Here is a 25,849-nt window from a genome sequence, read left to right on the forward strand (position 1 = left end):
CATCGACAGGGATTTGCTTTGTCGGGGTGGCAGGATTCGAACCTGCGACCTCCTGGTCCCAAACCAGGCGCGATAACCGGGCTACGCTACACCCCGAAGAAGCGGAGAGACTGGGACTCGAACCCAGGCGACAGTTACCCGCCGACAGATTAGCAATCTGCTCCGTTACCACTCCGGCACCTCTCCGTTGCAATCAAGTTTACCTTTTTTGCGGTTGCAAATGTAACTTTTCATTCGATATTTAACAACTAATTGCAATTTTTTTTACTGTTTTTTTTGGGCAGTCGGGCAAAGCACTTCATTGTCAACAAAATGAAACCATTTAGGCGATTCGGCGCTATTTAATTAATTGCAAAAGGACATCCTAAATCGCTTGAAATTGGTTAAATTCGCAACCAAACAAATTAGCAACAATACTATGAGCAAAAAAGTGGTTATCGTGTCGGCTGTGAGGACGCCAATCGGAAGCTTTATGGGTGCCCTGTCTACGGTTCCCGCGCCAAAATTGGGTGCGGCGGCCATCAAGGGGGCGCTCGACAAAATCAACCTCGACCCCAAATTGGTCGATGAAGTATTAATGGGCAACGTCGTACAGGCGGGCGTCGGGCAAGCACCGGCACGTCAGGCGGCACTGTTTGCCGGGTTGCCCGAAAGTGTCGTCACGACCACGGTCAATAAAGTATGCGCCTCGGGTATGAAAGCCGTGATGCAGGGCGCGCAGGCCATCATGCTGGGCGATGCCGAGATTGTCGTGGCCGGCGGTATGGAAAACATGAGTTTGATCCCGCACTATGTACAAATGAGAACGGGCATGAAATTCGGCGGGACGAGCCTCGTCGACGGTATGCAAAAAGACGGACTCAGCGACGCTTACGACAACAATGCCATGGGTGTTTGCGCCGATGCGTGTGCCGTGGAATACAACATTTCGCGCGAAGACCAAGACCAATTCGCGATCAACTCCTATGAGCGTTCGGCCAAGGCCTGGGACGCCGGAAAATTCGACAACGAAGTCGTTCCCGTGGCCGTGCCGCAACGCAAAGGCGACCCGATCATGGTGACCAAGGACGAAGAATATACCAATGTGAAACTCGACAAAATACCGGCCTTGAACCCGGCCTTTACCAAAGACGGTACAGTCACGGCGGCCAATGCCTCGACCATCAACGACGGTGCGGCGGCCTTGGTCCTGATGAGCGAGGAAAAAGCACAGTCGCTTGGGTTAAAGCCGTTGGCCTATATCAAATCATACGCAGATGCCGAGCAGGCGCCGAAATGGTTTACGACCGCACCGGCCAAAGCGTTGCCGATTGCACTCGACAAGGCGGGCATCACCAAGGACCAGGTTGATTTCTTTGAATTCAACGAGGCGTTCTCGGTGGTTGGTTTGGCCAATACGCAAATCCTTGGCCTGGACGGCAACAAAGTAAACGTCAATGGCGGTGCGGTATCGCTCGGGCATCCGTTGGGCGCTTCGGGAGCCCGGATCATCGTGACGCTCATCAACGTGCTCGAACAAAACAACGGCAAGATTGGCGCGGCGGCGATTTGCAATGGCGGCGGCGGTGCATCGGCGATTGTGTTGGAACGCGCGTAATTTTTATTTTAAATGTTGAATTTTAAATTTTGGATGGTGGGACGCCAGGCGCCGGAAAACCGAAAAAACATCGGTGACGTTACAGGCCCTAGCCCCGATAGGGCCGAGCGTTAAAAAACAGTCCGGTGGACTGTTTTAGCGAAGGAGCCAGATGGCGCGCTGGCAATATTTAGAAAAAACATTATAAAAAGTACATAGCCCTAGCCCGGATAGCAGCGAAAATCCTTTTTGCCTAATCATGAGATTTCTCCATGCGATCGAAATACGAAACGCACCCAGAAACATCATCGTGCCACAAAAAGCAAAAAGATTAGCTCACTTAACACTTATTTTATTTAAGTGTTCGCTGAATGCTAAAAAGCATTTGCACCGGATAGCGGGAAATAGCTCCCAACCATTCAAAATTTAAAATTTAAAATTCACCATACAACCAGATGTTCGGAATCTGTAACCTAGCCATCATCCCTTTGCGCGCCGAAGCCAGCGACCGTAGCGAAATCGTGTCGCAGGTATTGTTCGGCGAACACTTCGAGGTTTTGGAAACGGCCAAACAGTGGACGCGCGTGCGTTTACAGTACGACCAATACGAAGGCTGGATCGACACCAAACAGTACCGCGCGATCACCAAGGAACAGTACAAGCAGCTCAGCGAAGACGCGATCGTGCTCAATTCGGATTTGATCGAATACATCACCTCGCCCAACAATTTGCTGTTGCCGATTCCGTTGGGTGCCTCGTTGTCGTTTTTGAATTATCCCGAGATCAACACCGACAATTTTGATTTCGAGGGCATGCGCATCAGCGGCGTCAAGCCCAAGGCGAATTTGATCAACACGGCTTTTGCGTATTTGAACGCGCCGTATTTGTGGGGCGGCAAGACGCCATTTGGCATCGACTGTTCGGGATTCACGCAAATGGTGTACAAGCTCAACGGGTACCATTTGCTGCGTGACGCCTCGCAACAGGCCACGCAGGGCGAACCCTTGAGTTTTATCGAAGAGGCCGAGCCGGGCGATTTGGCGTTTTTTGACAACGACGAGGGCCGCATCATACACGTGGGCATCATCATGGACAACAACTACATCATCCATGGCAGCGGGAAAATCCGTGTGGACCGCCTGGACCATTTGGGGATTTACAACGCCGAGCAGAACCGGCATACGCACAAGCTGCGCGTGATCAAGAAAATCATTTAAACCGTTTACCGCAAAGTACGCTAAGTTTTCCGCAAAGGTTTGGAAGGTTAGAAAAGTTAGGCCATAAAAAAGCCGCCCTGATCAGGACGGCTTTTATTTTTAAGCATAGCCTTTGTGAACTTTGCGAAAACCTTTGTACACTCTGCGGTTAAACTGTTATTTCCCCAACTTGGCTTTGAGCGCTTTTCTCTTTTCGGTCAATTCGAGCGCGCCAAGTTTTTCACAAAGATTTGGAGGAAAAAATAGGCCATAAAAAAGCCGCCCTGATCAGGACGGCTTTTATTTTTAAGCATAGCCTTTGTGAACTTTGCGAAAACCTTTGTACACTCTGCGGTTAAACGGTTATTTCCCCAACTTGGCTTTAAGCGCCTTTCTCTTTTCGGTCAATTCGAGCGCGCCGTATACGTTGTACAACGTCTCTCCTACTTCGACATCCGGGTTGATTTCGTAGGCTTTTTCCAAATGCGGGACGGCCGAACGGAACATGTCGTCGCGTTGCTTTTTGAGCGCGTCGTAGCGTTTCATGTCTTTGTCTGAGGTGCCAAGCTTGTTCATCTCGTCTACCAGTTTTTGCTCGTTGGCCATCTTGAGGATCGCCAGGTTCAGGTGCGCCTGCCAGTAATCGGGTTTGATTTCGATCGCGCGTTTGTAGTAGCCTTCGGCCGCAGTCGGGTCGCCTTTTTGCGAGGTTACGCCCAGGTTGAAAAACAAATCGGGATTGTTTGGCTCTTTCTCGACGATCTTTTTGGTCACAGCCTTGTAGCCTTCCATGTCGTTCATCTTGAGCAACACTTCGGCTTCGGCTTGCAGGATGTTGATATCGTCCGGGCTCAACGTTTTGGCTTCGGCCAACGCGGCCTTGGCCTGCTCGTTCTTGCCTTGTTGCACATAGATCAAGGCGATGTACTTGGCGATTTCGCCTTTCTTGGACGCCATTTTCTCGTCACGCGGCGCGGTGGCCAGTTTCAACCGAACCTGGTTGTCGCGGTTTTTCTTGGCGGCATCGTCAGAACCGTAGAATTCCTCTTGCTCGCTCACCGCATTCTTTGCGTAATAATTGGTGGCTTCGCCCGTGAAGTTCGATTTCTTGAGTTCTTCGAAATACTGCAACGCCTTGTTGTAATCGGCGGCGGTCATGTAATAGCTCGCGGCATAGTACAGGTTCTCGAGGTTGGACGTATCGGCTTCATAGGCCGCATACAGCAAATCGGCGGCGCCTTTGTTGTTGTCTTTCTTGATCTCGGCCTGCGCAGCGGTCAGCAGGTTGTTCTTGGCCTTGCCCAAATTGGTTTGTGCGTCGGAGGTGAACTTGGATTTACCCGCCGCCTTTTCGATCGCGAGCACTTGCGTATAGGCCTTGGCCGATTCGACAAGGTTTTTGCCGAGTTCCATTTTTTTGTCGGCCAGATCCATATGTGCGTTTCCTTTGACGAAATAATATTGCGCCTTTTCGCTTTCGGATGCACCGCCAATGCTGCCTTCGGCCTGCTTGAGTTGGTTGATCGCCTCCATCGCATTGCCGCCTTTGAGTGCTTTCTCGGCCGCCTTGATCTGGTCTTTTTGGGCCAAACCGCTCGCCGAAATCAACAGCGCCGAGGCCAATATTGCATATTTGCTTTTCATTATGGTTGTGTTTAATTGTTATTCTTCTTCGTTGCCTTCTTCGGGCTGGTCGTCTACGTCTTCGTCGTCGTAGTTGTCGGTCGCTTCAGAAGTCGATACCGGAACCGCGTTCGGCGAGATGATGTCGCCGTTCTCGTCGCGTTCTACGTCGAGCGACTCCTCTTCTTTCATGACCTTGGTCACGGCCGCGATCGAATCGTTGCCCTTGAGGTTGATCAGACGCACCCCTTGTGTGGCACGGCCCATGACGCGCAAATCTTCGACGGCCATACGGATGGTGAGCCCCGATTTGTTGATGATCATCAAATCGTCGGCATCGGTTACGCTGTTGATCGAAACGAGTTGCCCCGTCTTGTCGGTAATGTTGAGCGTCTTGACACCTTTTCCGCCACGGTTGGTGATGCGGTAGTCATCGAGCGACGAACGTTTGCCGTAGCCGTTTTCTGAAACCACTAGGATTTCGCTGTTCATGTCGTTGACGGCCACCATACCGATGACTTCGTCTTTGTCATGCGCCAGCGTGATGCCGCGTACCCCCGAGGCGGTACGTCCCATCGGACGCGTCTTGCCTTCTTCGAAACGCACCAATTTACCCGATTTGACGGCCACCAGTACGTGGCTTTGGCCTGTGGTGAGTTTGGCCTCGAGCAGCTCGTCGTCTTCGCGGATGGTAATGGCCGCGACACCGTTGGCACGTGGGCGTGAATATTGTTCGAGCGGGGTTTTCTTGACCTGCCCCTGCTTGGTCACCATGATCACATAGTGCCCGTTGATGTATTCCTGGTCTTTGAGGTCCTGCGTACAGATGAACGCCTTGACCTTGTCGTCCTGTTCGATGTTGATCAGGTTTTGGATCGCACGGCCTTTGCTGGTCTTGCTGCCCTCCGGAATCTCGTAAACGCGCATCCAGAAACATTTTCCTTTTTGCGTAAAGAACAACATGTACTGGTGGTTGGTGGCCACATACATGTGCTCGAGGAAATCGGCGTCGCGCGTACCGGCACTCTTTTGCCCTACGCCGCCGCGGTTTTGCGTCTTGTATTCGGTGAGTGGCGTGCGTTTGATGTAGCCCGCATGCGAAATGGTGATCACCACGTGTTCGTCGGCGATCAAGTCTTCGATGCTCACGTCGCCGCCCGCATATTCGATCGAGGAACGACGGTCGTCGCCGTATTTGTCCTTGATCTCGACGAGTTCGTCCTTGATGAGCTGCATGCGCATTTCCTTGCTCGCGAGCAACGCCTTCAAGTGTTCGATGAGCTTCATGATGTCTTCGTATTCGGCGCGGAGCTTGTCCTGCTCAAGACCCGTGAGCTGACGCAAACGCATCTCGACGATCGCCCTCGACTGGATGTCGGAAAGGCTGAAACGCGTCATCAACTTCTCGCGCGCCTCGTCGGTGTTCTTCGAGCCGCGGATGATGGCGATGACCTCGTCGATATTGTCCGAGGCGATAATAAGCCCTTCCAAGATGTGCGCGCGTTCCTCGGCCTTGCGCAATTCGTACTGCGCACGACGCACGACCACTTCGTGACGGTGCTCGACAAAATAATGGATCAAATCCTTGAGGTTGAGCAACTGCGGACGGCCCGCCACCAGCGCAATGTTGTTGACGCTGAACGACGACTGCAACTGCGTATATTTATACAAGGTGTTGAGCACCACATTCGGCACGGCGTCGCGTTTGAGGATGTATACGATACGCATCCCGTTGCGGTCCGATTCGTCGCGGATGTTCGAGATGCCTTCGATTTTTTTGTCGTTGACCAAATCGGCGGTCTTTTTGATCATCTCGGCTTTGTTGACCTGGTACGGGATTTCGGTCACGATGATCGATTCGCGCCCATCGACTTCTTCAAAATTGACCTTGGCGCGCAACACGATACGGCCGCGGCCGGTCTTGAACGCCTCGCGTACGCCGTCGTACCCATACACCACGCCGCCCGTAGGAAAATCGGGGGCCTTGATGTGGTTCATGAGTTCGTCGATTTCGATCTCGTTGTTGTCGATGTAGGCCAGCGTACCGTCGACCACTTCAGACAAGTTGTGCGGCGGCATGTTGGTGGCCATACCTACGGCAATGCCCGATGCCCCGTTGATGAGCAAATTCGGTACGCGCGTTGGCATGACTTTGGGTTCTTCGAGGGTGTCGTCGAAGTTGAGTTGGAAATCGACCGTTTCTTTGTCGATGTCTGCCATTATGTCTTCTGACATCTTGCGCAAACGCGCCTCGGTGTAACGCATGGCCGCCGGGCTGTCGCCGTCGATCGATCCAAAGTTACCCTGACCGTCCACCAGCAGGTAGCGCAAGCTCCAGTCCTGCGCCATACGCACCATGGCGTCGTATACCGACGAGTCGCCGTGCGGGTGGTACTTACCCAAGACTTCCCCTACGATTCTCGCCGATTTTTTGTGGGCACGGTTCGAGAAAACGCCCAGGTCGTACATCCCGTACAAAACCCGTCGGTGTACGGGCTTTAGTCCGTCGCGTACGTCGGGCAACGCCCTTGACACAATAACTGACATCGAATAATCGATGTAAGCAGATTTCATTTCGTCCTCAATGTTAATCGGAATTAACTTTTCTCCGTCAGACATAGGTTATAATTTGGTTTAAAAATATTCTATATAAAAAATCCCGCTAATATAACCTTTCCCGCCCATTTTAAAGGCATCGGTTAACATAAATTTACCGCTATTTATTAACAAAAAAGCGCCAAAATTCCGTTGATAAGTTAGTAAATCTTTAACGCGGGAATTGGAGTTTTTTTCGTCAATTAGCCTGACAGCAGATGTTGTCAGTCCCGTGTCAGGAATGGTTTTTGCAAAACCGCACCATTATTATTAAATTTACAAGACCAACTTCATTATTATGGATGATAATTTTTCACCAAGAGTCAAGGATGTAATCACGTACAGCAAGGAAGAGGCGCTCCGTTTGGGGCACGACTTCATTGGTACCGAGCACCTGATGTTGGGGATACTGAGGGATGGCAATGGCAAGGCAATCACAATCCTGAATAATTTGTCGGTAGACCTCGAGCATTTGCGCCGAAAGGTCGAAATCCTAAGCCCGGCCAACCCCAACGTAACAACAAGTAACGAAAAGAAAAACCTGCACCTGACCCGCCAGGCCGAGCGTGCCCTGAAAACCACATTTTTAGAAGCCAAGGTGTTCCAGAGCACCTCGATCAGCACGGCACATTTGCTGTTGTGCATTTTGAGAAACGAAAACGATCCTACAACCAAGCTGCTGAACAAACTCAAGATCGATTATGATTCAGCCAAAGAACAGTATTTGAACATGACGCCAAACGAAGATAATTTCCTCGAAAATTTACCTAAGAATGAGTCTTTCAACGAAGATTCAGGACAGGATGACAGCCTTAAGGAAGGCTCGTTCAACAACCCGGCCAACAAGTCGAACAAAAAATCGAAAACGCCGGTACTCGACAACTTTGGACGCGATTTGACCGAACTGGCCGAAGAAGGCAAGCTCGATCCGGTCGTAGGCCGTGAAAAAGAAATCGAACGTGTGTCGCAAATTTTGAGCCGGCGCAAGAAAAACAACCCGCTGCTCATTGGTGAGCCAGGCGTCGGTAAATCGGCAATTGCCGAAGGATTGGCGCTACGCATCATCCAAAAGAAAGTATCGCGCATTTTGTTCAACAAACGCGTGGTGACGCTCGATTTGGCGAGCCTTGTCGCGGGAACCAAATACCGCGGACAGTTCGAAGAGCGTATGAAAGCCGTGATGAACGAACTCGAAAAGAACGACGACATCATTTTGTTCATCGACGAGATCCACACCATTGTGGGCGCTGGCGGTGCCACGGGTTCGCTCGATGCCAGCAACATGTTCAAACCAGCGCTTGCCCGTGGCGAAATCCAATGCATCGGCGCGACGACTTTGGATGAGTACCGTCAGTACATCGAAAAAGACGGTGCTTTAGAGCGTCGTTTCCAAAAGATCATCGTAGAACCTACATCGGTCGAGGAAACGATTACCATCTTGAACAACATCAAGAACAAATACGAAGACCACCACAACGTCACGTATACGCCCGAAGCCGTAGAGGCCTGCGTAAAATTGACCAACCGATACATGAGCGAAAGATTCCTGCCGGACAAAGCGATCGACGCGATGGACGAAGCCGGATCGCGTGTGCACATCACCAACATCGAGGTGCCGAAACAAATTTTGGATCTGGAGCGCCAACTCGAAGAAGTGCGCGAGCTCAAGAACTCTGTCGTCAAAAAACAGAAATACGAAGAAGCGGCCAAGTTGCGCGACGACGAAAAACGCATCGAAAAAGATTTGGCGATTGCACAAGAACAATGGGAAGAAGATTCCAAATCGAACCGTATTTTGGTGACCGAAGACAATGTCGCCGACGTCGTTTCGATGATGACCGGAATCCCCGTGAACCGCATCGCACAAACCGAAAGCAACAAACTGGCCAACCTGCCCGAACTCATCGAAAACAAAGTCATCGGGCAAAAAGAAGCGGTGCTCAAGATCGCGCGTTCCATCCAAAGAAACCGCGCGGGATTGAAAGACCCGAACCGTCCGATTGGTTCCTTTATTTTCCTTGGGCAAACGGGCGTCGGTAAAACGCAGCTCGCCAAAGTCCTGGCCAAGGAATTGTTCGATTCTGAAGATGCGCTTATCCGCATCGACATGAGTGAATACATGGAGAAATTTGCGATTTCGCGATTGGTGGGTGCGCCTCCTGGGTACGTCGGCTATGAAGAAGGCGGACAACTCACCGAAAAAGTGCGCAGAAAACCGTATTGCGTGGTGCTTTTGGACGAGATCGAGAAAGCGCATCCGGATGTGTTCAACATGATGCTCCAGGTTTTGGACGACGGGTTTTTGACCGACAGTTTGGGCCGTAAGATCGACTTCAAGAATACGATCATCATCATGACTTCGAACGTGGGCGCACGCCAACTCAAGGATTTCGGACAAGGTGTCGGGTTCGGAACGGCTGCCAAAGTAGCCAATGCCGACGAACATTCAAAAAGCGTCATCGAAAATGCGCTCAAGAAGACGTTCGCCCCTGAATTCTTGAACCGTATCGACGATGTAATCGTATTCAACGCGCTCGAGAAAGCCGACATCGACCTGATCATCGAAATCGAACTCAAGAAATTGTATGCACGCATCCAGGAGTTGGGCTACAACCTGACGTTGTCGGACAAAGCCAAGGCGTTCATCGCCGAGAAAGGTTTTGACAAACAATTCGGGGCCAGGCCGCTCAAACGCGCGATCCAGAAGTATGTCGAGGACGCGCTGGCCGAAGAGATCATCACTTCGAAGATCAGCTCGGGCGACGAAATATTCATGGATATTGAAGACGACACTTCGCAAGAACTTACCGTTAAAATCAATAAAACTGAAAAGCCTACTAATTAAGTAGGCTTTTTTTAGGCAGCGAAAGTTGCTATATTTGTCCCTTAAGAAATCGAACCGCAATGAAAGAAACCGAGGAGCTTTTAGAACTTAACAAACGCCAGAAGGAATTTTACAATTCGACACAGCCGTCCAAGAAAAACTTGCCGACACGCATTTGGTCTAATTTCCGCAATGGCTTGCTCAGTGATTTTCGTAAGAAGTTCGACTTGAAAGACAGGGTTTATCAGGAACACAAAGTTTGGATGGGCGATTTAAGCGACAAAAAAATCCTGGACCTTGGATGCCTGCGCGGCAATGCTTTGTCGTTGTACATGGCCGAAAATGCAAAGGAATACATCGGTATCGATTTGAGCGACGTCGCCATTGCGACTTTGCAGCAAAAAATAGAAGCTGGAGGATATAAAAATGCTAAGGCCATTGCGATCGATTTTTTTTCCCCCGAGTTTAACCACGGCGACTTTGATATTGTTTACGCTTACGGCGTGTTGCACCATTTTGAAAATTTCGACATGTTGGTTGCCCGACTTAAGGAAAAACTCAAGCCGGGAGGTATAATCGTATCATACGATCCGCTCGAGACAAGCCTCCCTATCAAGGTGTTGCGCACCTTGTACCGCCCATTCCAGAACGATGCCGATTGGGAATGGCCTTTCACCAAAAAAGTCATCCAAAAAATCAAGAACAATTTTGAGGTCGAACAAGTGCGCGGTATACTTGGCCGTAGCAAGTATGGTGTGCTGATCAACGTTTTGCCGTTGGGAAGCAACTACAAAGCAAAGATCATCTCAAAAATGATCGAAAAAGACTGGAACACACAAAACATAGACGACATCTACTCTTGCATGCACGTCACTTTGTTGTTGCGAAAATAAGACCAATCTTACGCTCCTTGATCGTTTGTCCACGATACGCTAGCATCGGAGAGACAACCATGTTTCTTTTTGGCGACGAAATCTTCATGGATATTGAACACGACACTTCGCAAGAACTTACCGTAAAAATCAACAAAACTGAAAAGTCTACGAATTAAGTAGGCTTTTTTGATGTGATTACAGAGGGGAAATTTACGGTTTTTCTGCAACAAGGGTATCGAAAAAAATCGTATTTTCTACCCAATTGGGTAGGGGAATTGGGTTTATCCCTAACCAATATTTTTGAGACTTGGATACAGAAAAACTGCATCTTTTGTTAAATAACCATTGCCTTAGCCCCTTTTTCAAATACTTTCGAAACAATTCAGAAGTCAACCACTTTTATCACATTGTTATTTTTGTGTTAGCAATGTACCGCCTATCGATTTTTAATTTAATTTCGGGCACTTTTTAGAACACCATGACCGAAAACAAAGTCATACTCGGCAGCGAAGAATGGTTCTCGTTTCCCGAACTCGACATCCCAGCCATCAAGGCACGCATCGATTCGGGCGCAAAAACCTCTGCCCTGCATGCAATCAACATCGCGCCTTTTCAAAAAGACGGCGAGAATTGGGTCAAATTCGATGTCAAACCTATCCAAAACGACCTCAAGACTGTCATCCATTGTCAAGCACAACTCGTCGACAAACGCATCGTCAAAAGCTCGAGCGGGTTTCGGGAGCAACGGTTTGTGATCCGTACGACGCTCGACATCGGGTCTGGAAACTGGCCGATCGAAATGACGCTCACCAACCGCGACTCGATGGGGTTCCGGATGCTGCTCGGGCGCGAAGCCATGAGCGGACGTGTGCTCGTGGATCCCGAACAAAAATACGTCCTGAAAAACAACCCTACCGACAAGCTCAAGGAAATCTACAAAAACGCGCCGGAAGCCCAAAATGGCCTTCGCATTGCGTTGCTTGCGAGCAATCCCGAACTATACAGCAACAAACGGATCATGGAAGCGGGCACCATCCGCGGGCACGAAATGGAATTCCTCAACATCAAGGAGTGTTACATGAAGCTCGATGCCAAGTTGCCCGAAATCCATTACCGCGGCGGTAAGATCCTGCACCGTTTCGACGCCATCATCCCGAGGATCAGGCCGAGCGTTACTTTTTACGGCTGTGCACTCACACGGCAATTCGAGGCGCTCAAGGTGTTCTCGCTCAATTCGTCCAAGGCCATCGCGCAATCACGCGACAAACTGTATTCTTTGCAGTTGTTGCTCAACCAGGGCATCGACATCCCTACCACGGGGTTCGCCAATTCGCCGCTGGACACCGACGATTTGATCAAAATGGTGGGTGGCTCACCGCTCATCGTCAAACTGCTCGAAGGCACGCAGGGCAAGGGCGTCGTGCTTGCCGAAACGAAAAAGGCCGCCGAATCGGTGATCAATGCGTTCAAGAGCGTCAACGCCAACATCCTGGTGCAGGAATTCATCAAGGAGGCCAACGGAAAAGACATCCGTTGTTTTGTAATCGACGGAAAAGTGGTCGCGGCCATCCAACGCGAAGCGCTTCCGGGCGAGTTCAGGGCAAACGTCCATTTGGGCGGCAAGGCTTCGGTCATTAAGGTTACCGATGAAGAAAAACGGATCGCAATCAAGGCCGCCAAGGCGATGGAACTCAAGGTAGCCGGCGTAGACATCATCCGATCGGCCAAAGGCCCATTGTTGCTTGAAGTCAATTCTTCGCCGGGCTTGGAAGGCATCGAGGGCGCGACCAACAAAGATATTGCGGGCAAGATGATCAAGGCTATCGAAAAAAACCTTAAATTTAAACTGACCAAACAACCGACGGAATAACCAAAAGCAGTCGGCCCAATTGTTTTATCAGTGAATCCGTATCTCGATATCGCCCTGCGTTCGGTAGCCGTCTATGTTTTTATGGTGGTGGCCTTGCGCCTGTTCGGCAAAAAGGAACTCTCGCAGCTCAATCCGGCCGACATCATCCTAATCCTGCTCATCAGCAACGCAGTCCAAAATGCGATGGTTGGGCCTGATACGACGCTACTCGGCGGGCTGGTCGCGGCCACCGCATTGCTCGTTCTTAATTTCATCCTCAAAAAAGCCATGCACCGTTTCAAATCGGTCGAGGGCCTGCTTGTCGACAAACCACAAATCCTGATCCACAACGGCAAGCTCGATTTCAAGTTGCTTTCTAAACTCGACATTTCGAACGACGAACTCAAGGAAGCCATCCGCGAACACGGCATCGAGCACTTCACCGAAGTCAAGCTGGCGGTATTCGAACCCGACGGGAACATTAGCGTCATCAGCGGCGATGTACGGCTACGCGAAACGCACTACAAACGCAGAAAAGCCAAGAAAACGCTGGTTCGCGCGCAATAAAAAACGGCCCGCATTGCAAGCCGTTCTTCTACCAATCATTAATTTGTTGCAAAAAAACGGTCAGGAAATAAACCATTCCGTTATGGCCCTACGCCCGATTTTGACGCGTCCTATTTTTTGTCTCTGTGTTGTTGGCCATCGTCGTCATGTTCCTCGATCATGTCGTTTCCAGAAACATCACGATTCGACGGCGCCATTTCGGATACTTCTTCCGATCCGTCACGGTGGTCGTAGTGACTCGGCGAATCATCCCGATCGCGTTTGTCCAAGTGATGTGTTTCCATAATTTGATTCATTTACACTCCCCAAGTTACAAAAACCATGGCCCGTATGAAACTTTTTGGCGAAAGTTTGGGACGACGTTAAAATCGAAAAAATCAGCCCAACAGCTCCTCCTCGATCCTGAAACTTCTCAAAAACGCAACCGATTTCTCGATGTCGTAATGCAAAATCCTGTCCTCTTGTACGACGGGTACATCGGCGCGATAGGCTTTTAGGAACGACTCGATGAGCCCGCTCGATTGCAAAGGTCTTCTGAATTCGATGGCTTGCGACGCGTTCATGAGCTCGATGGCCAGGATGCGTTCGAGATTGTCCATCACACGCAAGACCTTGGTTGCCGCATTGGCGCCCATGCTCACGTGGTCTTCCTGTCCGTTGCTCGACACGATGCTGTCGGCGCTCGCGGGCGTACAAAGTTGTTTGTTCTGGCTGGCGATGCTGGCCGCAGTATATTGCGGGATCATAAACCCCGAATTGAGTCCGGGATTGTTGACCAAAAACGGCGGCAACCCGCGTAAGCCTGATATCAATTGATAGGTCCTGCGTTCAGAGATGCTGCCGAGTTCCGACAATGCGATCGCAAGGAAATCAAGCGCGAGCGCCAGCGGTTGGCCGTGGAAATTACCGCCCGAAATGATTTGGTCGGAGTCGATAAAAATATTGGGGTTGTCGGTCACCGAATTGATTTCGGTCCTGAATACTTTCTTGACGTAATCGATTGCATCTTTCGAAGCGCCATGCACTTGCGGGATGCAACGAAACGAATAAGGATCTTGTACGTGCTGTTTGGGTTGTTCGATGATTTGGCTGTCGGCAAAAAAACCAAGCATGCGCTCGGCGGTGACGACTTGCCCTTTGTGCGGACGGATCAAATGGATCAGCTCGTTGAACGGCTCTTTTCTGCCATCGAATCCTTCGAGCGAAATGGCACCGATCAAATCGGCAAACCACGAATATTTAACCGCGCGCAACAGCACATGCACCCCATAGGCGCCCATGAACTGGGTTCCGTTGAGCAAGGCCAATCCTTCTTTGGATTGCAACACTATGGGCTGCCACCCGAACTGTTCGAGCACCTCGGCCGCCGCATAACGCTTGCCCTGGTAATCGACCTCGCCTTTGCCGAGCAACGGGAGCGACAAATGGGCCAGCGGCGCCAAATCGCCCGAAGCGCCCAACGAGCCTTGTTCATAAACCACCGGCAGCACGTCGTGGTTGTAAAAATCGATCAAACGCTCGACGGTGGCCAACTGTACGCCCGAATTCCCGTAGCTGAGCGACTGTATTTTAAGCAACAGCATCATCTTGACGATGGCGTGCGGCACTTCGTCGCCCGTTCCGCAGGCATGCGACATGACGAGGTTTTCCTGTAATTTCGAAAGGTTCTCGCTAGAAATCTTGATGTTGTAAAGCGATCCGAATCCGGTGTTGATGCCATAAATGGGCGTCTCGTTCTCGCGCATTTTCTGGTCGAGGTATTCGCGGCATTTGTCGATGTTGATCGTGGCTTCTTCGGATAACGCTAGTTTTTGCTGATGGTCTACGATGTGTTGTAAATCGTCGAGTGAGATTACATCCGAGGAGATGTAGTGTGTATTGTCCATGGTCATAAATTGTAGGCCAAAATTGCGCAAACCATCCCTAAATTCCAAGGTTTGTTAATAATATTTAAAATAATCTGAAGCCTTGGATTTTATCAATACATTTGGCTGGATTAATCGACTTCACCATGAAAAAAATATTGTATTTGTTGTTTTTGATGACGCTCCCCGTCCTTGCCGGTCCTACGCAAACCATCGTGTTTTCGGGAAAAATCAGTAATTCGCCCGACGGTGTGCTGAAAGTACGCGGCGAATCGTTCGAAAAAGACATCAAACTCAAACCCGACGGTAGTTTCTCGGAAAAACTCGACTTGGGCTACAACGGATCCTACCTGATCGCCTCGGGCAACAACCGCGCGGCGGTATATTTGACGCAAGGCATGACGCTGGCCCTCAACGCCGACCACAACGACTTTTACAAGACGATCAAATTCTCGGGCAAAGGCAGCATGGAAAACCAGTACATCGCCAGCAAGAATGCCTACGTGAATGCGATCAACCAACAAAAACTGTACGTTTTGGACGAGACCGAATTTCTCAAGGAAATCCAAGCGGTCAAGAAAGACATCCTCGTTTTGTTCGATGCGGGTAAATTCCCCAAAGGTGTATTTGCCGAACGCGAACGCAAAAACATCGATTACCTCGCGCAGATTTTTGTACTCAACTATGGCAAAAACCACGCGCATTTTGCGCAGTTGCCCGATTTTAAGCCATCGGAATCATTCGACAAAATCGACCCGAAGATCAACCTCGACAGCGAAGCCGACTTTTTGTTTTCGAACCCTTACAAGCAATTGATCAACCTCGATTTTAACCAAAAACTCGAGGCGCAACTCAAGCCCGAAGACCAATTCCTTTGGAAAGTAGCGCTGCCCGAGATCAAAAAATACAAAAGCCAATCGATCAGGAACGCGTTGGCCTATGCGCTTACGGTAGAAGTGAGCGGGTCGAACCCCGAGGTGGAAACGCTTTACAACGAACTGCTTGCCTTGTCGACCAATCCGCATTTCAAGAAAGAGCTTACGCAGCAATACCAGAAAATAAGCGCGCTCAAACCCGGCGGGGCCTCGCCTGCTTTCAACTACGAAAACCACAAGGGCGGCACGACTTCGCTTGAAAGCCTCAAGGGCAAATACGTGTACATCGATGTGTGGGCCACGTGGTGCGGGCCGTGTATACGCGAAATTCCCGCACTGCAAAAAGTGGAAAAGGATTTCCATGGAAAGAACATCGAATTCGTGAGCATCTCGATTGACGCCAAAAAAGACCACGACAAATGGAAAAAGATGGTGACCGACCGGCAAATGGGCGGTATCCAACTCATGGCCGATAACGATTGGAACTCGCAATTCGTGCAGGACTATGGGATCATGGGCATCCCAAGGTTTATCTTGCTCGACCCGGACGGGAAAATCGTCAACGCCGATGCGCCGCGACCGTCCGATCCGGCATTGCTGGCACTGCTGGCAGAATTGAAAATCTAGACAGGGCCCCGTTTGGGGCTTTTTTTATGGGTTGTGGTTTTTTTACATCCGCAAATAATCTGCATTAAAATTAACATCTTTTCACAAAGCAAGACCAATCAAATAATTATTCGCAAAAATTTCACACAACTGCTTGCCGATTCAAAAAAGTACCTATTTTTGAAACCATGACACGGAGCAAAAACATCCATTTTAACCGCACTGCCACCCTTTGGACAGTCACATCCGTGGGCACCACTACCCCGTTGGGGTAAACACAATCACATATCATCCGCGCTGTGTTTCTTGTCATGAGAAACGTTTTTCTATTATTTAAATTTCCAAAAAATGAACGTACTGAAATTCGGCGGTACCTCTGTTGCCAATGCCCAAAACATACAAAAAGTCATCGAGATCGTCGCGAACCAATCGCACCAGGAACGGCTCGTGGTGGTCGTGTCTGCCTTTAGTGGCGTAACCGATTTGCTGCTGCTTGCCTCGAACAAAGCCGCACAAAAAGACCGCAGCTACAAAACCGCGATCTCGGACATCGAAACCAAACACCTGACGGCCATCGCCGAACTGACACCGGGCAACCCAGCCGTAGCCGACCACACGCGCGGCCAGATCGGGCAACTCGAAACCTTGCTCGACGGGTGTTTCTTGCTCGGCGAACGATCGGAGCGCACCGCCGACGCGATTTTGGGTTTCGGCGAGTTGCTTTCGTCGTACATTATTGCGCAGGCCTTTGTGCATGCGGGGCACCAGGCGCAATACAAGGACAGCCGCGAGTTGATAAAAACCGACAACCGTTTCGGGAAGGCCAATGTCGATTTTGAATTGACCAATCAACGCATCGCCGATTACTTTTCACAGGACAACCATCCCATTACCGTTATGCCGGGCTTCATCGCCGATTCGACCGATGGACACCACACCACTTTGGGCCGTGGTGGATCGGACTATACGGCGGCCATACTCGCGGCGGCGCTCAATGCAAGACAGCTCGAGATTTGGACCGATGTAAACGGCATGTTTACGGCCAACCCGAAAATCGTCAAACAGGCCACGCCCATCACGACGATTTCCTATCAGGAAGCGATGGAACTTTCGCACTTTGGCGCCAAGGTGTTGTATCCGCCGACCATACAACCCGTACTCAGCAAAAACATCCCAATCCTGATCAAGAACACATTCGAACCCGATGCCGAAGGGACCACCATACATGCCGACGCCAACGGCGAAAACCCGATCAAAGGCATCACACACATCGACAAGATCGCGCTCGTAACGCTCGAAGGTTCGGGCATGGTAGGCGTCGCGGGATCGTCGAAGCGGTTGTTTGAGGTGCTTTCGCATGAATCGATCAATGTAATCTTCATCACGCAGGCATCGTCGGAACATTCGATTTGCATTGGGATACTCGACGCCGACGCCGACAATGCCAAACGTGCCATCGACCATGCATTCGCAACCGAGATTGCCCAGAACAGGATCGAACCTTGCCTTGTCGAAAAAGGACTGTGCATTGTGGCGCTGGTGGGCGAAAACATGAAGAACCACCAAGGCATTTCGGGCCGCATGTTCAGTACGTTGGGCAAGAACAACGTCAACATCAGGGCCATTGCACAGGGCGCTTCGGAACGCAATATTTCGGTGGTCATTGCCGAACGCGACGTCAAGAAAGCGCTCAACACCTTGCACGAACGTTTCTTTGAGGACAACACCAAACAACTCAACCTGTTCGTCATGGGCGTGGGCAATGTGGGTGAGAAATTCATCGACCAGATCCAGCAACAGCGAAAATTCCTCAAAGAAAACCTCAAGATCAACCTGCGCGTGATTGCATTGGCCAATTCGCGTACCATGCACTTTGACGAGGACGGCATTTCTTTGAAGGACTGGAAAACGTTGTTGGCCGACGGCGAAAAAGCCGATATGGCACAGTTTCTCGAGAACGTCAAGACACTCAACCTGCGCAACAGCATTTTTGTGGACATCACGGCCAGCGAAACCGTGTCGCTGACCTATGCCCATTACCTGGAGGAAAGCGTGGCGGTGGTCACCTGCAACAAAATCGCGTGCGCATCGGCCTATGAGAATTACAGCGGGCTCAAAAGCTTGTCGCGCAAATACGGCGCGCCGTTCCTTTTCGAGACCAATGTGGGTGCGGGATTACCGATCATCGACACGCTCAAGCATTTGATTGCTTCGGGTGATAACGTGCATAAAATACAGGCCGTACTGTCGGGTAGCCTCAACTTTATTTTCAACAATTTCAGCTACACGCACAACTTTCACGATGTCGTAAAAGAAGCAGGTGTTCAAGGATTTACCGAGCCTGATCCAAAAATAGATTTAAGTGGTGTAGATGTGGCGCGCAAAATCCTGATCCTGATTCGCGAAAGCGGCTACCACATGGAAATCGAAGACATCGAAAACAACAGTTTCCTGCCTGCCGACTGCATGCAAACCACCAACAACGACGATTTTTTCAAATCGCTTACCACGCATGCCGCGCACTTCGAACAACTGCTTGCCCAGGCCAAGGCAAAGGACAGCCGCATCAAGTTTGTCGCCGAATTCGACAACGGAAAAGCCAAAGTGGGGCTGCAATTCATCGCAAAAGACCATCCGTTTTACAATCTGGAAGGAAAGGACAACATTGTGTTGTTTTACACTGACCGCTATGTCGACCAGCCGCTGCTCATCAAGGGCGCGGGCGCGGGCGCGGCGGTGACGGCCTCGGGTATTTTTGCCGACGTGATACGCATCGGAAATGTTTAACTTGCCGTCATGAAATCGATCCGAATATTCTGCCCTGCGACCATCGCCAACCTTTCCTGCGGTTTCGACGTGCTCGGACTTTGCCTTGACACCGTAGGCGACGAGATGATCATCCACAAATCTGCCGAGCCCGGTGTGCGCATCACCAAGATCGAAGGCGCAAACCTGCCGACAAATCCCGAAGCGAACGTCGCGGGTGTTGCCGCCTTGGCGTTGTTGCACGAATGGCAAACCGATTTTGGCTTCGACATCGAAATTTACAAACGAATCAAAGCCGGCAGCGGTATCGGGAGTTCTGCAGCCAGCGCAGCCGGTGCCGTATTTGGCATCAACGAATTGCTCGCACGCCCGTTCGAAAAAAACGAATTGGTCAAATTTGCGATGAAGGGCGAACAACTGGCCAGCGGCAACGCACACGCCGACAACGTGGCCCCTGCCCTTTTGGGCGGATTTACGCTGGTGCGCGGCTACAATCCACTCGATGTGATCCGTATCGAAAGCCCAGATGAATTGCACGCGGTGGTCATCCACCCGCAAATAGAACTCAAGACCGCCGATTCGCGAGCCGTGTTGCAGCCCACCGTGCCGCTCAAAAAAGCGATTGCGCAATGGGGCAACGTTGGCGGATTGGTCGCAGGACTGTATACGAGCGACTACGATTTGATCGGACGTTGCCTGCACGACGAAGTGGCCGAGCCGTACCGAAAGGCATTGATCCCGGCGTTCGAGGAAATCAAGAATGTCGCGTTGCAGCAAGGCGCATTGGGCTCGGGGATTTCAGGATCGGGGCCGTCTATTTTTGCGTTATGTAAAGGGTTGTCAACCGCAAAGGCTGTCGCTTCAGGAATTTCTGTCGTGTACGATCGTATCGGTTTGACCTACGAAACCCATATCTCTACCGTCAATCCTAACGGCATCAAAATCCTAAACCAAGACTGATGAAGTATTACAGCCTCAACCATAAAGCCCCTAAAGTTTCGTTCCAACAAGCCGTCGTCGATGGATTGGCACCCGACAAGGGATTGTATTTTCCTGAGCGCATCACACCGCTCAGCGCGGATTTCTTTGCGAGCATCGGCCAAAAATCGAATGTTGAAATTGCGTTCGAAGCCATTCGGCAATTTGTCGGCGATGAAATTCCGGAAAACGAACTCAAGCGAATCATCGATGAAACGCTTTCGTTTGATTTCCCATTGGTCAAAGTCGAAGACAATGTTTTTTCATTGGAACTTTTCCACGGCCCGACCATGGCATTCAAGGACGTGGGCGCACGGTTCATGGCGCGTTGTTTGGCCTATTTCAACCGCAACAATCCGACGCAAAAAAATACGGTCTTGGTCGCCACATCGGGCGATACGGGCGGCGCGGTAGCCAGCGGCTTTTTGGGCGTAAGCGGCGTAGATGTGGTGATTTTGTATCCGTCGGGCAAAGTCAGCGACATCCAGGAACGACAGCTCACGACGCTCGGCCAAAACATTCGTGCGCTTGAGGTGGACGGCGTGTTCGACGATTGCCAGGCCATGGTCAAAAAAGCGTTTCTTGATGAGAGCTTGTCGCACAAGAACTTAACATCGGCCAATTCAATCAATATTGCGCGTTGGCTGCCGCAGATGTTTTACTTCTTTTTTGCCTACAAACAACTCGCGGCGCAAAATAAACCGCTCATCGTTTCGTGCCCAAGCGGCAATTTCGGCAACATTTGCGCGGGCATTATGGCCAAACGATTGGGTTTACCGATTGCGCATTTTGTCGCGTCGACCAACGCCAACGATACGGTCCCTCGTTTTTTTGAACATGGAAAATACGACCCAAAATCTTCGGTCGCGACAATCTCAAACGCCATGGACGTGGGCAATCCGAGTAATTTTATCCGCATCCAGGAATTGTACGGCAACGATTTGGCAGAATTCGAAAAAGACTTTTCCTCGTATTCATTTTCCGACGAACAAACAAAGGCTGCGATGAAACAAATCCACCAACATTCCGGCTATGTCGCTGAACCGCATGGCGCCGTGGGCTACCTGGGTTTGAAAAAGGAATTGGGAAACCATCCGGATGCGGTGGGCGTATTTCTCGAAACCGCGCATCCGATTAAATTTGACGCAATCGTCGAAAACACTTTAAAGGTCAAATTGGAAATTCCCGAACAAATCAAAGGTGTGCTCGATAAGGAAAAGGTCCGTACCAAAATCAAGACTTACGAAGATCTGAAAGATTTTTTGGGATAATCACCTCAAAGTAAAGAAGTTCACGCAAAGGACGTCAAGCTGGTGTTGTGTTTCTTAGCGCTTCTTTGCGAAACCTTTGCGCGCTTTGCGGTTAACCTACAAAACCAATTCACCAAACAACCGGTCGAACGTCTGCTCCAAATCGTGCGTCATTCCCGGATGCGGACGCGAGGTTTGGATAACGGAACTCCGGATTGCCGTGAGCCAACGGAAACGTTCCGGGACTTCGAATTGCGCGATCGGGCCGCCGGTTTTTAAGCCGTTGGCGATTTTGACGAACGAATCGAGGTTCAAACGAATTTGCGCCACATCGGTTTCTGGCGACAATGCCAACAATTTGGCCTCGTCAATCTCGAACCTGACATGTATTTTCTTCGCGCGTTTGCAAAACAAAACCAGCCCGACGTTCAGGAATTCTTCGCGTTCGACCCTTGGCACGACGCGGATGACGGCATACTCATACAACTGCAGCTCTGGCATCTTGGGCTTGTTTTAGGAAAATGGCGGAATGGTCGCGGCGGGTTTTCAGGAATTGGAAATAAATGTCGCGGATTTCGTCGGGCGATTGGTCGGCGTCTTGCCACTCTAACCAATCTTTTGGAATGAGATTGATGGTGGATTGCAGGACATCGTCGGTCAAAATCGACTTAAATTCACTATCGACTTGTTCCAACTGCGTGGCCTTGGGCAACAAAACGTGGTCTTTGATCAGCGCGAACGGTACTTTGGCCTGCGTATCCGAATCGGTGAATGCATGGTGGAAATAAAGGCACGCGCCATGGTCGATGAGCCACAATTCCTTATGCCAGACCAACATATTGGTATTTTTGAACGTACGGTCTACGTTGGTGATGAAGGCGTCGAGCCAAACGATTTGCGACGCGAGTTTTTCCCCGACATCGGTCACGACGGGATCAAAATTGATCGCACCCGACAAATAATGCAGTGCGAGGTTCAAGCCTTGGCTGCCTTGCAACAAATCCTGGATTTCCTCGTCGGCTTCGGTACGGCCAAAGGCTTCGTCGAGGTTTGCAAAAACCAGCTCTGGAACAGGCAATCCGAGTGCGCGCGCGACTTCGCCACCGATAAGCTCGGCGATCAAGGCTTTGACACCATGTCCCGCGCCCTTGAATTTGAGCACATACTTGAAATCGTCGTCGGCTTCGGCGAGCGCAGGGAGCGAGCCGCCTTCGCGCAACGGCGCAATGTATCTCGTGACGTTGACTGTCCGCAATTGGATTGGCTTTTTCATACGGTTACAAACTTACTACTTTATTTGAAACCGATTTCATTGCGGTTGCCCTGCAAGGTCAGGAATGCCTTTCCGAGAAAATGGATGATGTTTGACGCGACAAACGATTCATGCCCGGTGTGCGGCAAAGCCAAATCGGCAGTCAGGCCGTGCAGGTAAGCGCCGAGCTGTGCGGCTTCTAGCGGTGTGTAGGTTTGAGCAAGCAAGCCTGTGATGATACCGGTTAAGACATCGCCGCTACCGGCCGTGGCGAGCGCTTGATTACCGGTGGTGTTTTCATAGACGTTGTCGCCGTCGATGATTTGCGTGGGTGCGCCTTTTTTGACGACGATCAGTTGGTGTTCTTTCGAAAACGTGATGGTTTTTTGTATCGTCTCTTCATCAGATTGGGTTTTGCCTATGAGCCGCTCAAGTTCTTTGGGATGCGGCGTCAGGATGGTTTGTGGCGGCAACAGTTCAAGCCATTTTTTATTTTGGGAAAGAATATTGAGTGCGTCGGCGTCGATGACGAGCGGGGTTTTGTTGGTCTGGAGAAATTGATGCAATGCGTCTTGGGTTTCCTGCTCCTGCCCTATTCCCGGGCCGATACCGATGGCATTGGGTATTATGGTGAATTCGATGCAGGAAATGTGTTCTTGGACTTTGTCGGTGATGACCATGACTTCTGGATTCGCGGTTTGCAGGATTGGATAGCCACATTTGGGGATGAAGGCAGTGACCAGACCTGCACCTGCATGCAATGCCGCTTTGGACGAAAGTGTGATGGCGCCGATTTTACCGTAGCTACCGCCGATGAGCAGCGCGTGGCCTTGTGTGCCTTTGTGGGCTTGGGCGGCGACGGGTTTGTAGATTTTTTGGATATTCATTTATTTATTATTCTTTATTCTTATTTTTTATTGTTGATTCGACGTTCGACATTCGACGTTCGACATTCGATGTTTTGAGCCTATGAATGTTGAACATTGAAGTTACGGAAATTTCGCTTAAACGAAAAGTTTGTTTTGGATGACGATTCCTAGCCCGGATAGTAGCGGCATCCTTTTGCGGCCGCAGCGCAGCGGAGGCCGTAAAAGATAAAGCGGATAGCCGGAAAAAGCTCCTAAAAAACATCCGCAAACGATTTCAAATTGCAAATATTTCCCCTAACTTGCGGCTTCAAAATTCACCACACAAAACCATGAAAAATACTGCGCTGACGCACATCCACGAACAACTTGGCGCCAAAATGCTGCCGTTTGCGGGCTACAATATGCCGATTACTTATGAGGGCGTGAACGCCGAACACGAAACCGTGCGCAATGGCGTGGGCGTTTTTGACGTGTCGCACATGGGCGAGTTCTTTTTGAGCGGCCCGAAAGCTTTGGATTTGATCCAGAAAGTGACGTCGAACGATGCATCGACACTCACCGTAGGTCGTGCGCAGTATTCGTGTTTGCCGAACGCCGATGGCGGAATCGTCGACGACTTGATCGTGTACAAAATGGCCGAAGAGCAATATTTGCTTGTGGTCAATGCATCGAACATCGATAAGGATTGGGCGTGGATCTCGAGTCATAACGATTTGGGTGTGACGATGGAAAATGCATCCGACGACCATTCGTTGTTGGCCATTCAAGGCCCGAAGGCGGTTGAGGCGATGCAGGCATTGACCGACATCAATTTGGCCGACATCAAATACTATCATTTTGAAGTGGGTAAATTTGCAGGATTTGACGACGTGATCATTTCGGCCACGGGTTACACCGGTTCTGGCGGATTCGAGATTTATTGCAAAAACGACCAGGCCGAAGCGATCTGGAACAAGGTTTTCGAAGCGGGCGCATCTTTTGGCATCAAGCCGATCGGTCTCGCAGCGCGCGATACGTTGCGACTCGAGATGGGCTTTTGTTTGTATGGTAACGACATCAACGATACGACATCGCCGCTTGAAGCGGGATTGGGTTGGATCACGAAATTCAACAAAGATTTTGTCAATTCCGAAAATCTGAAGCAACAAAAGGAAGCAGGCGTTTCTAAAAAACTTGTCGGATTTGAACTGATCGAACGCGGGATTCCGAGACATGATTATGAAATTGTTGACGCGTCGGGCAATGTCATTGGCATCGTCACGTCGGGAACCATGGCGCCAAGCTTGAACAAAGGCATCGGTTTGGGTTACGTTACGACCGAAAACAGCGCAGTCGATTCGGAAATCTTCATCCGCATCCGCAACAAAGACATCGCCGCCAAAGTGGTCAAGTTGCCTTTTTACAAGAAATAAAGTACCTGAGTACCTGAGTAGCTGAGCACCTGAGTGCCTGAGCCATTTGTAAATCGGATAGAAAAAATTATTTTTGCACCACAGCAATAAAAAATAACAATAAAAAATAAAGCATAACTAAGGATGGGAAGAGCGTTTGAATTTCGCAAAGGAAGAAAAATGAAACGTTGGGCGGCCATGGCCAAAGCGTTTACAAGAATCGGCAAGGACATCGTGATGGCGGTCAAGGAAGGCGGGCCAAGCCCCGAAGCCAATGCGCGTTTGCGTGCGGTGATGCAAAACGCCAAGGCGGCGAACATGCCCAAGGAAAACGTAGAACGTGCGATCAAAAAAGCGACCGACAAGGACACGGCCAACTACAAGGAAGTTTTGTTCGAAGGTTATGCGCCGCACGGTATCGCTTTACTGATTGAAACGGCAACCGACAACAACAACAGAACGGTGGCCAACATCCGCAGCTATTTCAACAAATGCAATGGCACGATGGGCACGCAGGGCTCGGTGGAATTCATGTTCGACCATACGTGTAATTTCAGGATTCCATCGGCGGGCATCGATCCCGAGGAATTGGAATTGGAACTCATCGATTTTGGCGCCGAAGAAGTATTCGAGGACGAGGACGGCATCTTGATCTATGCGCCGTTCAACAGTTTCGGGTCGATCCAAAAGGAGCTCGAGAACCGCGGCCTCGAGATTTTGTCGTCGGGCTTTGAAAGGATTCCACAAGTCACCAAACAACTCACGCCAGAACAGGTGGCCGATGTCGAAAAGTTACTCGAGAAGATCGAGGAAGACGACGACGTGCAGAACGTGTACCATACGATGGAGGAATCCGGGGAATAAGATGATACGCAAGAGTCTATTTTTCGGT

General features: G+C 50.4%; 19 protein-coding genes and 2 tRNA genes. 12 read left to right on the top strand and 9 right to left on the bottom strand.

Features of this window, described 5'->3' with window-relative positions:
- Positions 1-21: 21 nt before the first annotated feature.
- Positions 22-96: transfer RNA gene (locus tag BLP55_RS13360), tRNA-Pro, on the bottom strand.
- Between the two features lie 6 nt (positions 97-102).
- Positions 103-186 (bottom strand) — tRNA-Ser (locus tag BLP55_RS13365).
- A gap of 232 nt (positions 187-418) precedes the next feature.
- Here BLP55_RS13365 and BLP55_RS13370 point away from each other — a divergent pair.
- Positions 419-1,597: an acetyl-CoA C-acyltransferase gene (locus BLP55_RS13370; RefSeq protein ID WP_091145567.1), complete on the top strand. Its 1,179-nt coding sequence runs from the start codon at positions 419-421 to the stop codon at positions 1,595-1,597.
- A 434-nt stretch (positions 1,598-2,031) separates the two neighbouring features.
- On the top strand, positions 2,032-2,793 hold the full coding sequence (locus BLP55_RS13375) for a C40 family peptidase (protein WP_091145331.1): 762 nt from the start codon (positions 2,032-2,034) through the stop codon (positions 2,791-2,793).
- Positions 2,794-3,135: 342 nt separating this feature from the next.
- On the opposite strand, the gene BLP55_RS13380 is transcribed toward BLP55_RS13375, so the two are convergent.
- A complete protein-coding gene (locus tag BLP55_RS13380) occupies positions 3,136-4,416 on the bottom strand; it encodes a tetratricopeptide repeat protein (protein WP_091145335.1) in 1,281 nt (426 codons plus the stop codon).
- 18 nt (positions 4,417-4,434) lie between these two features.
- Positions 4,435-7,014, bottom strand: coding sequence for a DNA gyrase subunit A (gyrA, locus tag BLP55_RS13385; protein WP_091145340.1), 2,580 nt, complete (start codon positions 7,012-7,014; stop codon positions 4,435-4,437).
- 274 nt (positions 7,015-7,288) lie between these two features.
- Between gyrA and BLP55_RS13390 the strand changes: the two genes are divergently transcribed.
- The 4 genes from BLP55_RS13390 (at position 7,289) to BLP55_RS13405 (ending at position 13,105) form a co-directional block, all read left to right on the top strand.
- The gene (locus BLP55_RS13390; protein ID WP_091145343.1) at positions 7,289-9,835 is read left to right on the top strand and encodes an ATP-dependent Clp protease ATP-binding subunit; all 2,547 of its coding nucleotides are present in this window, start codon (positions 7,289-7,291) and stop codon (positions 9,833-9,835) included.
- 59 nt (positions 9,836-9,894) lie between these two features.
- Positions 9,895-10,707 (top strand): class I SAM-dependent methyltransferase, encoded by an 813-nt coding sequence (locus tag BLP55_RS13395; protein ID WP_091145346.1) that lies wholly within the window; start codon positions 9,895-9,897, stop codon positions 10,705-10,707.
- Positions 10,708-11,167: 460 nt separating this feature from the next.
- Entirely contained in the window at positions 11,168-12,559 is a 1,392-nt protein-coding gene (rimK, locus tag BLP55_RS13400) for a 30S ribosomal protein S6--L-glutamate ligase (RefSeq protein ID WP_091145349.1), read from the top strand.
- A 30-nt stretch (positions 12,560-12,589) separates the two neighbouring features.
- Positions 12,590-13,105, top strand: coding sequence for a DUF421 domain-containing protein (locus BLP55_RS13405; RefSeq protein ID WP_244503466.1), 516 nt, complete (start codon positions 12,590-12,592; stop codon positions 13,103-13,105).
- 110 nt (positions 13,106-13,215) lie between these two features.
- Here the strand turns inward: BLP55_RS13405 and BLP55_RS17040 are convergent, their stop codons facing one another.
- Together BLP55_RS17040 and hutH are read right to left on the bottom strand one after the other, a co-directional pair.
- Positions 13,216-13,389 (bottom strand): hypothetical protein, encoded by a 174-nt coding sequence (locus tag BLP55_RS17040; RefSeq protein WP_170826873.1) that lies wholly within the window; start codon positions 13,387-13,389, stop codon positions 13,216-13,218.
- A 93-nt stretch (positions 13,390-13,482) separates the two neighbouring features.
- Positions 13,483-14,991, bottom strand: coding sequence for a histidine ammonia-lyase (gene hutH, locus BLP55_RS13410; RefSeq protein WP_091145575.1), 1,509 nt, complete (start codon positions 14,989-14,991; stop codon positions 13,483-13,485).
- 125 nt (positions 14,992-15,116) lie between these two features.
- Here hutH and BLP55_RS13415 point away from each other — a divergent pair, with 125 nt between their 5' ends.
- The 4 genes from BLP55_RS13415 to thrC all read left to right on the top strand — a co-directional run bounded on the left by BLP55_RS13415 (position 15,117) and on the right by thrC (position 21,466).
- Positions 15,117-16,472, top strand: a complete 1,356-nt coding sequence (locus BLP55_RS13415; protein ID WP_091145354.1) for a TlpA family protein disulfide reductase — start codon at positions 15,117-15,119, stop codon at positions 16,470-16,472.
- A 327-nt stretch (positions 16,473-16,799) separates the two neighbouring features.
- Positions 16,800-19,238 (top strand): bifunctional aspartate kinase/homoserine dehydrogenase I, encoded by a 2,439-nt coding sequence (thrA, locus tag BLP55_RS13420; protein WP_091145358.1) that lies wholly within the window; start codon positions 16,800-16,802, stop codon positions 19,236-19,238.
- 9 nt (positions 19,239-19,247) lie between these two features.
- Positions 19,248-20,177, top strand: a complete 930-nt coding sequence (locus BLP55_RS13425; protein WP_091145361.1) for a homoserine kinase — start codon at positions 19,248-19,250, stop codon at positions 20,175-20,177.
- The gene (gene thrC / locus BLP55_RS13430) at positions 20,177-21,466 is read left to right on the top strand and encodes a threonine synthase (protein ID WP_091145364.1); all 1,290 of its coding nucleotides are present in this window, start codon (positions 20,177-20,179) and stop codon (positions 21,464-21,466) included. Before BLP55_RS13425 ends, thrC begins: the two co-directional genes overlap by 1 nt.
- Positions 21,467-21,562: 96 nt before the next feature.
- On the opposite strand, the gene BLP55_RS13435 is transcribed toward thrC, so the two are convergent.
- Genes BLP55_RS13435 through BLP55_RS13445 form a run of 3 tightly spaced genes read right to left on the bottom strand, consistent with a single transcriptional unit; the run spans position 21,563 to position 23,584 of the window.
- Positions 21,563-21,946, bottom strand: a complete 384-nt coding sequence (locus BLP55_RS13435) for a DUF3037 domain-containing protein (protein WP_091145367.1) — start codon at positions 21,944-21,946, stop codon at positions 21,563-21,565.
- Entirely contained in the window at positions 21,924-22,718 is a 795-nt protein-coding gene (locus BLP55_RS13440) for a HipA family kinase (protein WP_091145371.1), read from the bottom strand. Before BLP55_RS13440 ends, BLP55_RS13435 begins: the two co-directional genes overlap by 23 nt.
- A gap of 20 nt (positions 22,719-22,738) precedes the next feature.
- Positions 22,739-23,584 carry an NAD(P)H-hydrate dehydratase gene (locus BLP55_RS13445; protein ID WP_091145375.1) on the bottom strand — a complete coding sequence of 282 codons (846 nt, stop codon included), beginning with the start codon at positions 23,582-23,584 and terminating at the stop codon, positions 22,739-22,741.
- 311 nt (positions 23,585-23,895) lie between these two features.
- Here BLP55_RS13445 and gcvT point away from each other — a divergent pair, with 311 nt between their 5' ends.
- The gene (gcvT, locus tag BLP55_RS13450) at positions 23,896-24,978 is read left to right on the top strand and encodes a glycine cleavage system aminomethyltransferase GcvT (RefSeq protein WP_091145378.1); all 1,083 of its coding nucleotides are present in this window, start codon (positions 23,896-23,898) and stop codon (positions 24,976-24,978) included.
- 123 nt (positions 24,979-25,101) lie between these two features.
- Entirely contained in the window at positions 25,102-25,821 is a 720-nt protein-coding gene (locus BLP55_RS13455; RefSeq protein WP_091145382.1) for a YebC/PmpR family DNA-binding transcriptional regulator, read from the top strand.
- Positions 25,822-25,849: the final 28 nt, after the last annotated feature.

This window comes from Flavobacterium caeni, from assembly GCF_900101895.1.
Classification (GTDB): domain Bacteria; phylum Bacteroidota; class Bacteroidia; order Flavobacteriales; family Flavobacteriaceae; genus Flavobacterium; species Flavobacterium caeni.

Coding starts and splice junctions, on each gene's coding strand:
- BLP55_RS13445 (WP_091145375.1), bottom strand. CDS start 23,584: ATGAATATCCAAAAAATCTACAAACCCGTCGCCGCCCAAGCCCACAAA.
- gcvT (WP_091145378.1), top strand. CDS start 23,896: ATGAAAAATACTGCGCTGACGCACATCCACGAACAACTTGGCGCCAAA.
- BLP55_RS13380 (WP_091145335.1), bottom strand. CDS start 4,416: ATGAAAAGCAAATATGCAATATTGGCCTCGGCGCTGTTGATTTCGGCG.
- BLP55_RS13390 (WP_091145343.1), top strand. CDS start 7,289: ATGGATGATAATTTTTCACCAAGAGTCAAGGATGTAATCACGTACAGC.
- BLP55_RS13370 (WP_091145567.1), top strand. CDS start 419: ATGAGCAAAAAAGTGGTTATCGTGTCGGCTGTGAGGACGCCAATCGGA.
- BLP55_RS13455 (WP_091145382.1), top strand. CDS start 25,102: ATGGGAAGAGCGTTTGAATTTCGCAAAGGAAGAAAAATGAAACGTTGG.
- BLP55_RS13415 (WP_091145354.1), top strand. CDS start 15,117: ATGAAAAAAATATTGTATTTGTTGTTTTTGATGACGCTCCCCGTCCTT.
- thrC (WP_091145364.1), top strand. CDS start 20,177: ATGAAGTATTACAGCCTCAACCATAAAGCCCCTAAAGTTTCGTTCCAA.
- BLP55_RS17040 (WP_170826873.1), bottom strand. CDS start 13,389: ATGGAAACACATCACTTGGACAAACGCGATCGGGATGATTCGCCGAGT.
- gyrA (WP_091145340.1), bottom strand. CDS start 7,014: ATGTCTGACGGAGAAAAGTTAATTCCGATTAACATTGAGGACGAAATG.
- BLP55_RS13435 (WP_091145367.1), bottom strand. CDS start 21,946: ATGCCAGAGCTGCAGTTGTATGAGTATGCCGTCATCCGCGTCGTGCCA.
- thrA (WP_091145358.1), top strand. CDS start 16,800: ATGAACGTACTGAAATTCGGCGGTACCTCTGTTGCCAATGCCCAAAAC.
- hutH (WP_091145575.1), bottom strand. CDS start 14,991: ATGGACAATACACACTACATCTCCTCGGATGTAATCTCACTCGACGAT.
- BLP55_RS13375 (WP_091145331.1), top strand. CDS start 2,032: ATGTTCGGAATCTGTAACCTAGCCATCATCCCTTTGCGCGCCGAAGCC.
- BLP55_RS13425 (WP_091145361.1), top strand. CDS start 19,248: ATGAAATCGATCCGAATATTCTGCCCTGCGACCATCGCCAACCTTTCC.
- BLP55_RS13440 (WP_091145371.1), bottom strand. CDS start 22,718: ATGAAAAAGCCAATCCAATTGCGGACAGTCAACGTCACGAGATACATT.
- BLP55_RS13395 (WP_091145346.1), top strand. CDS start 9,895: ATGAAAGAAACCGAGGAGCTTTTAGAACTTAACAAACGCCAGAAGGAA.
- rimK (WP_091145349.1), top strand. CDS start 11,168: ATGACCGAAAACAAAGTCATACTCGGCAGCGAAGAATGGTTCTCGTTT.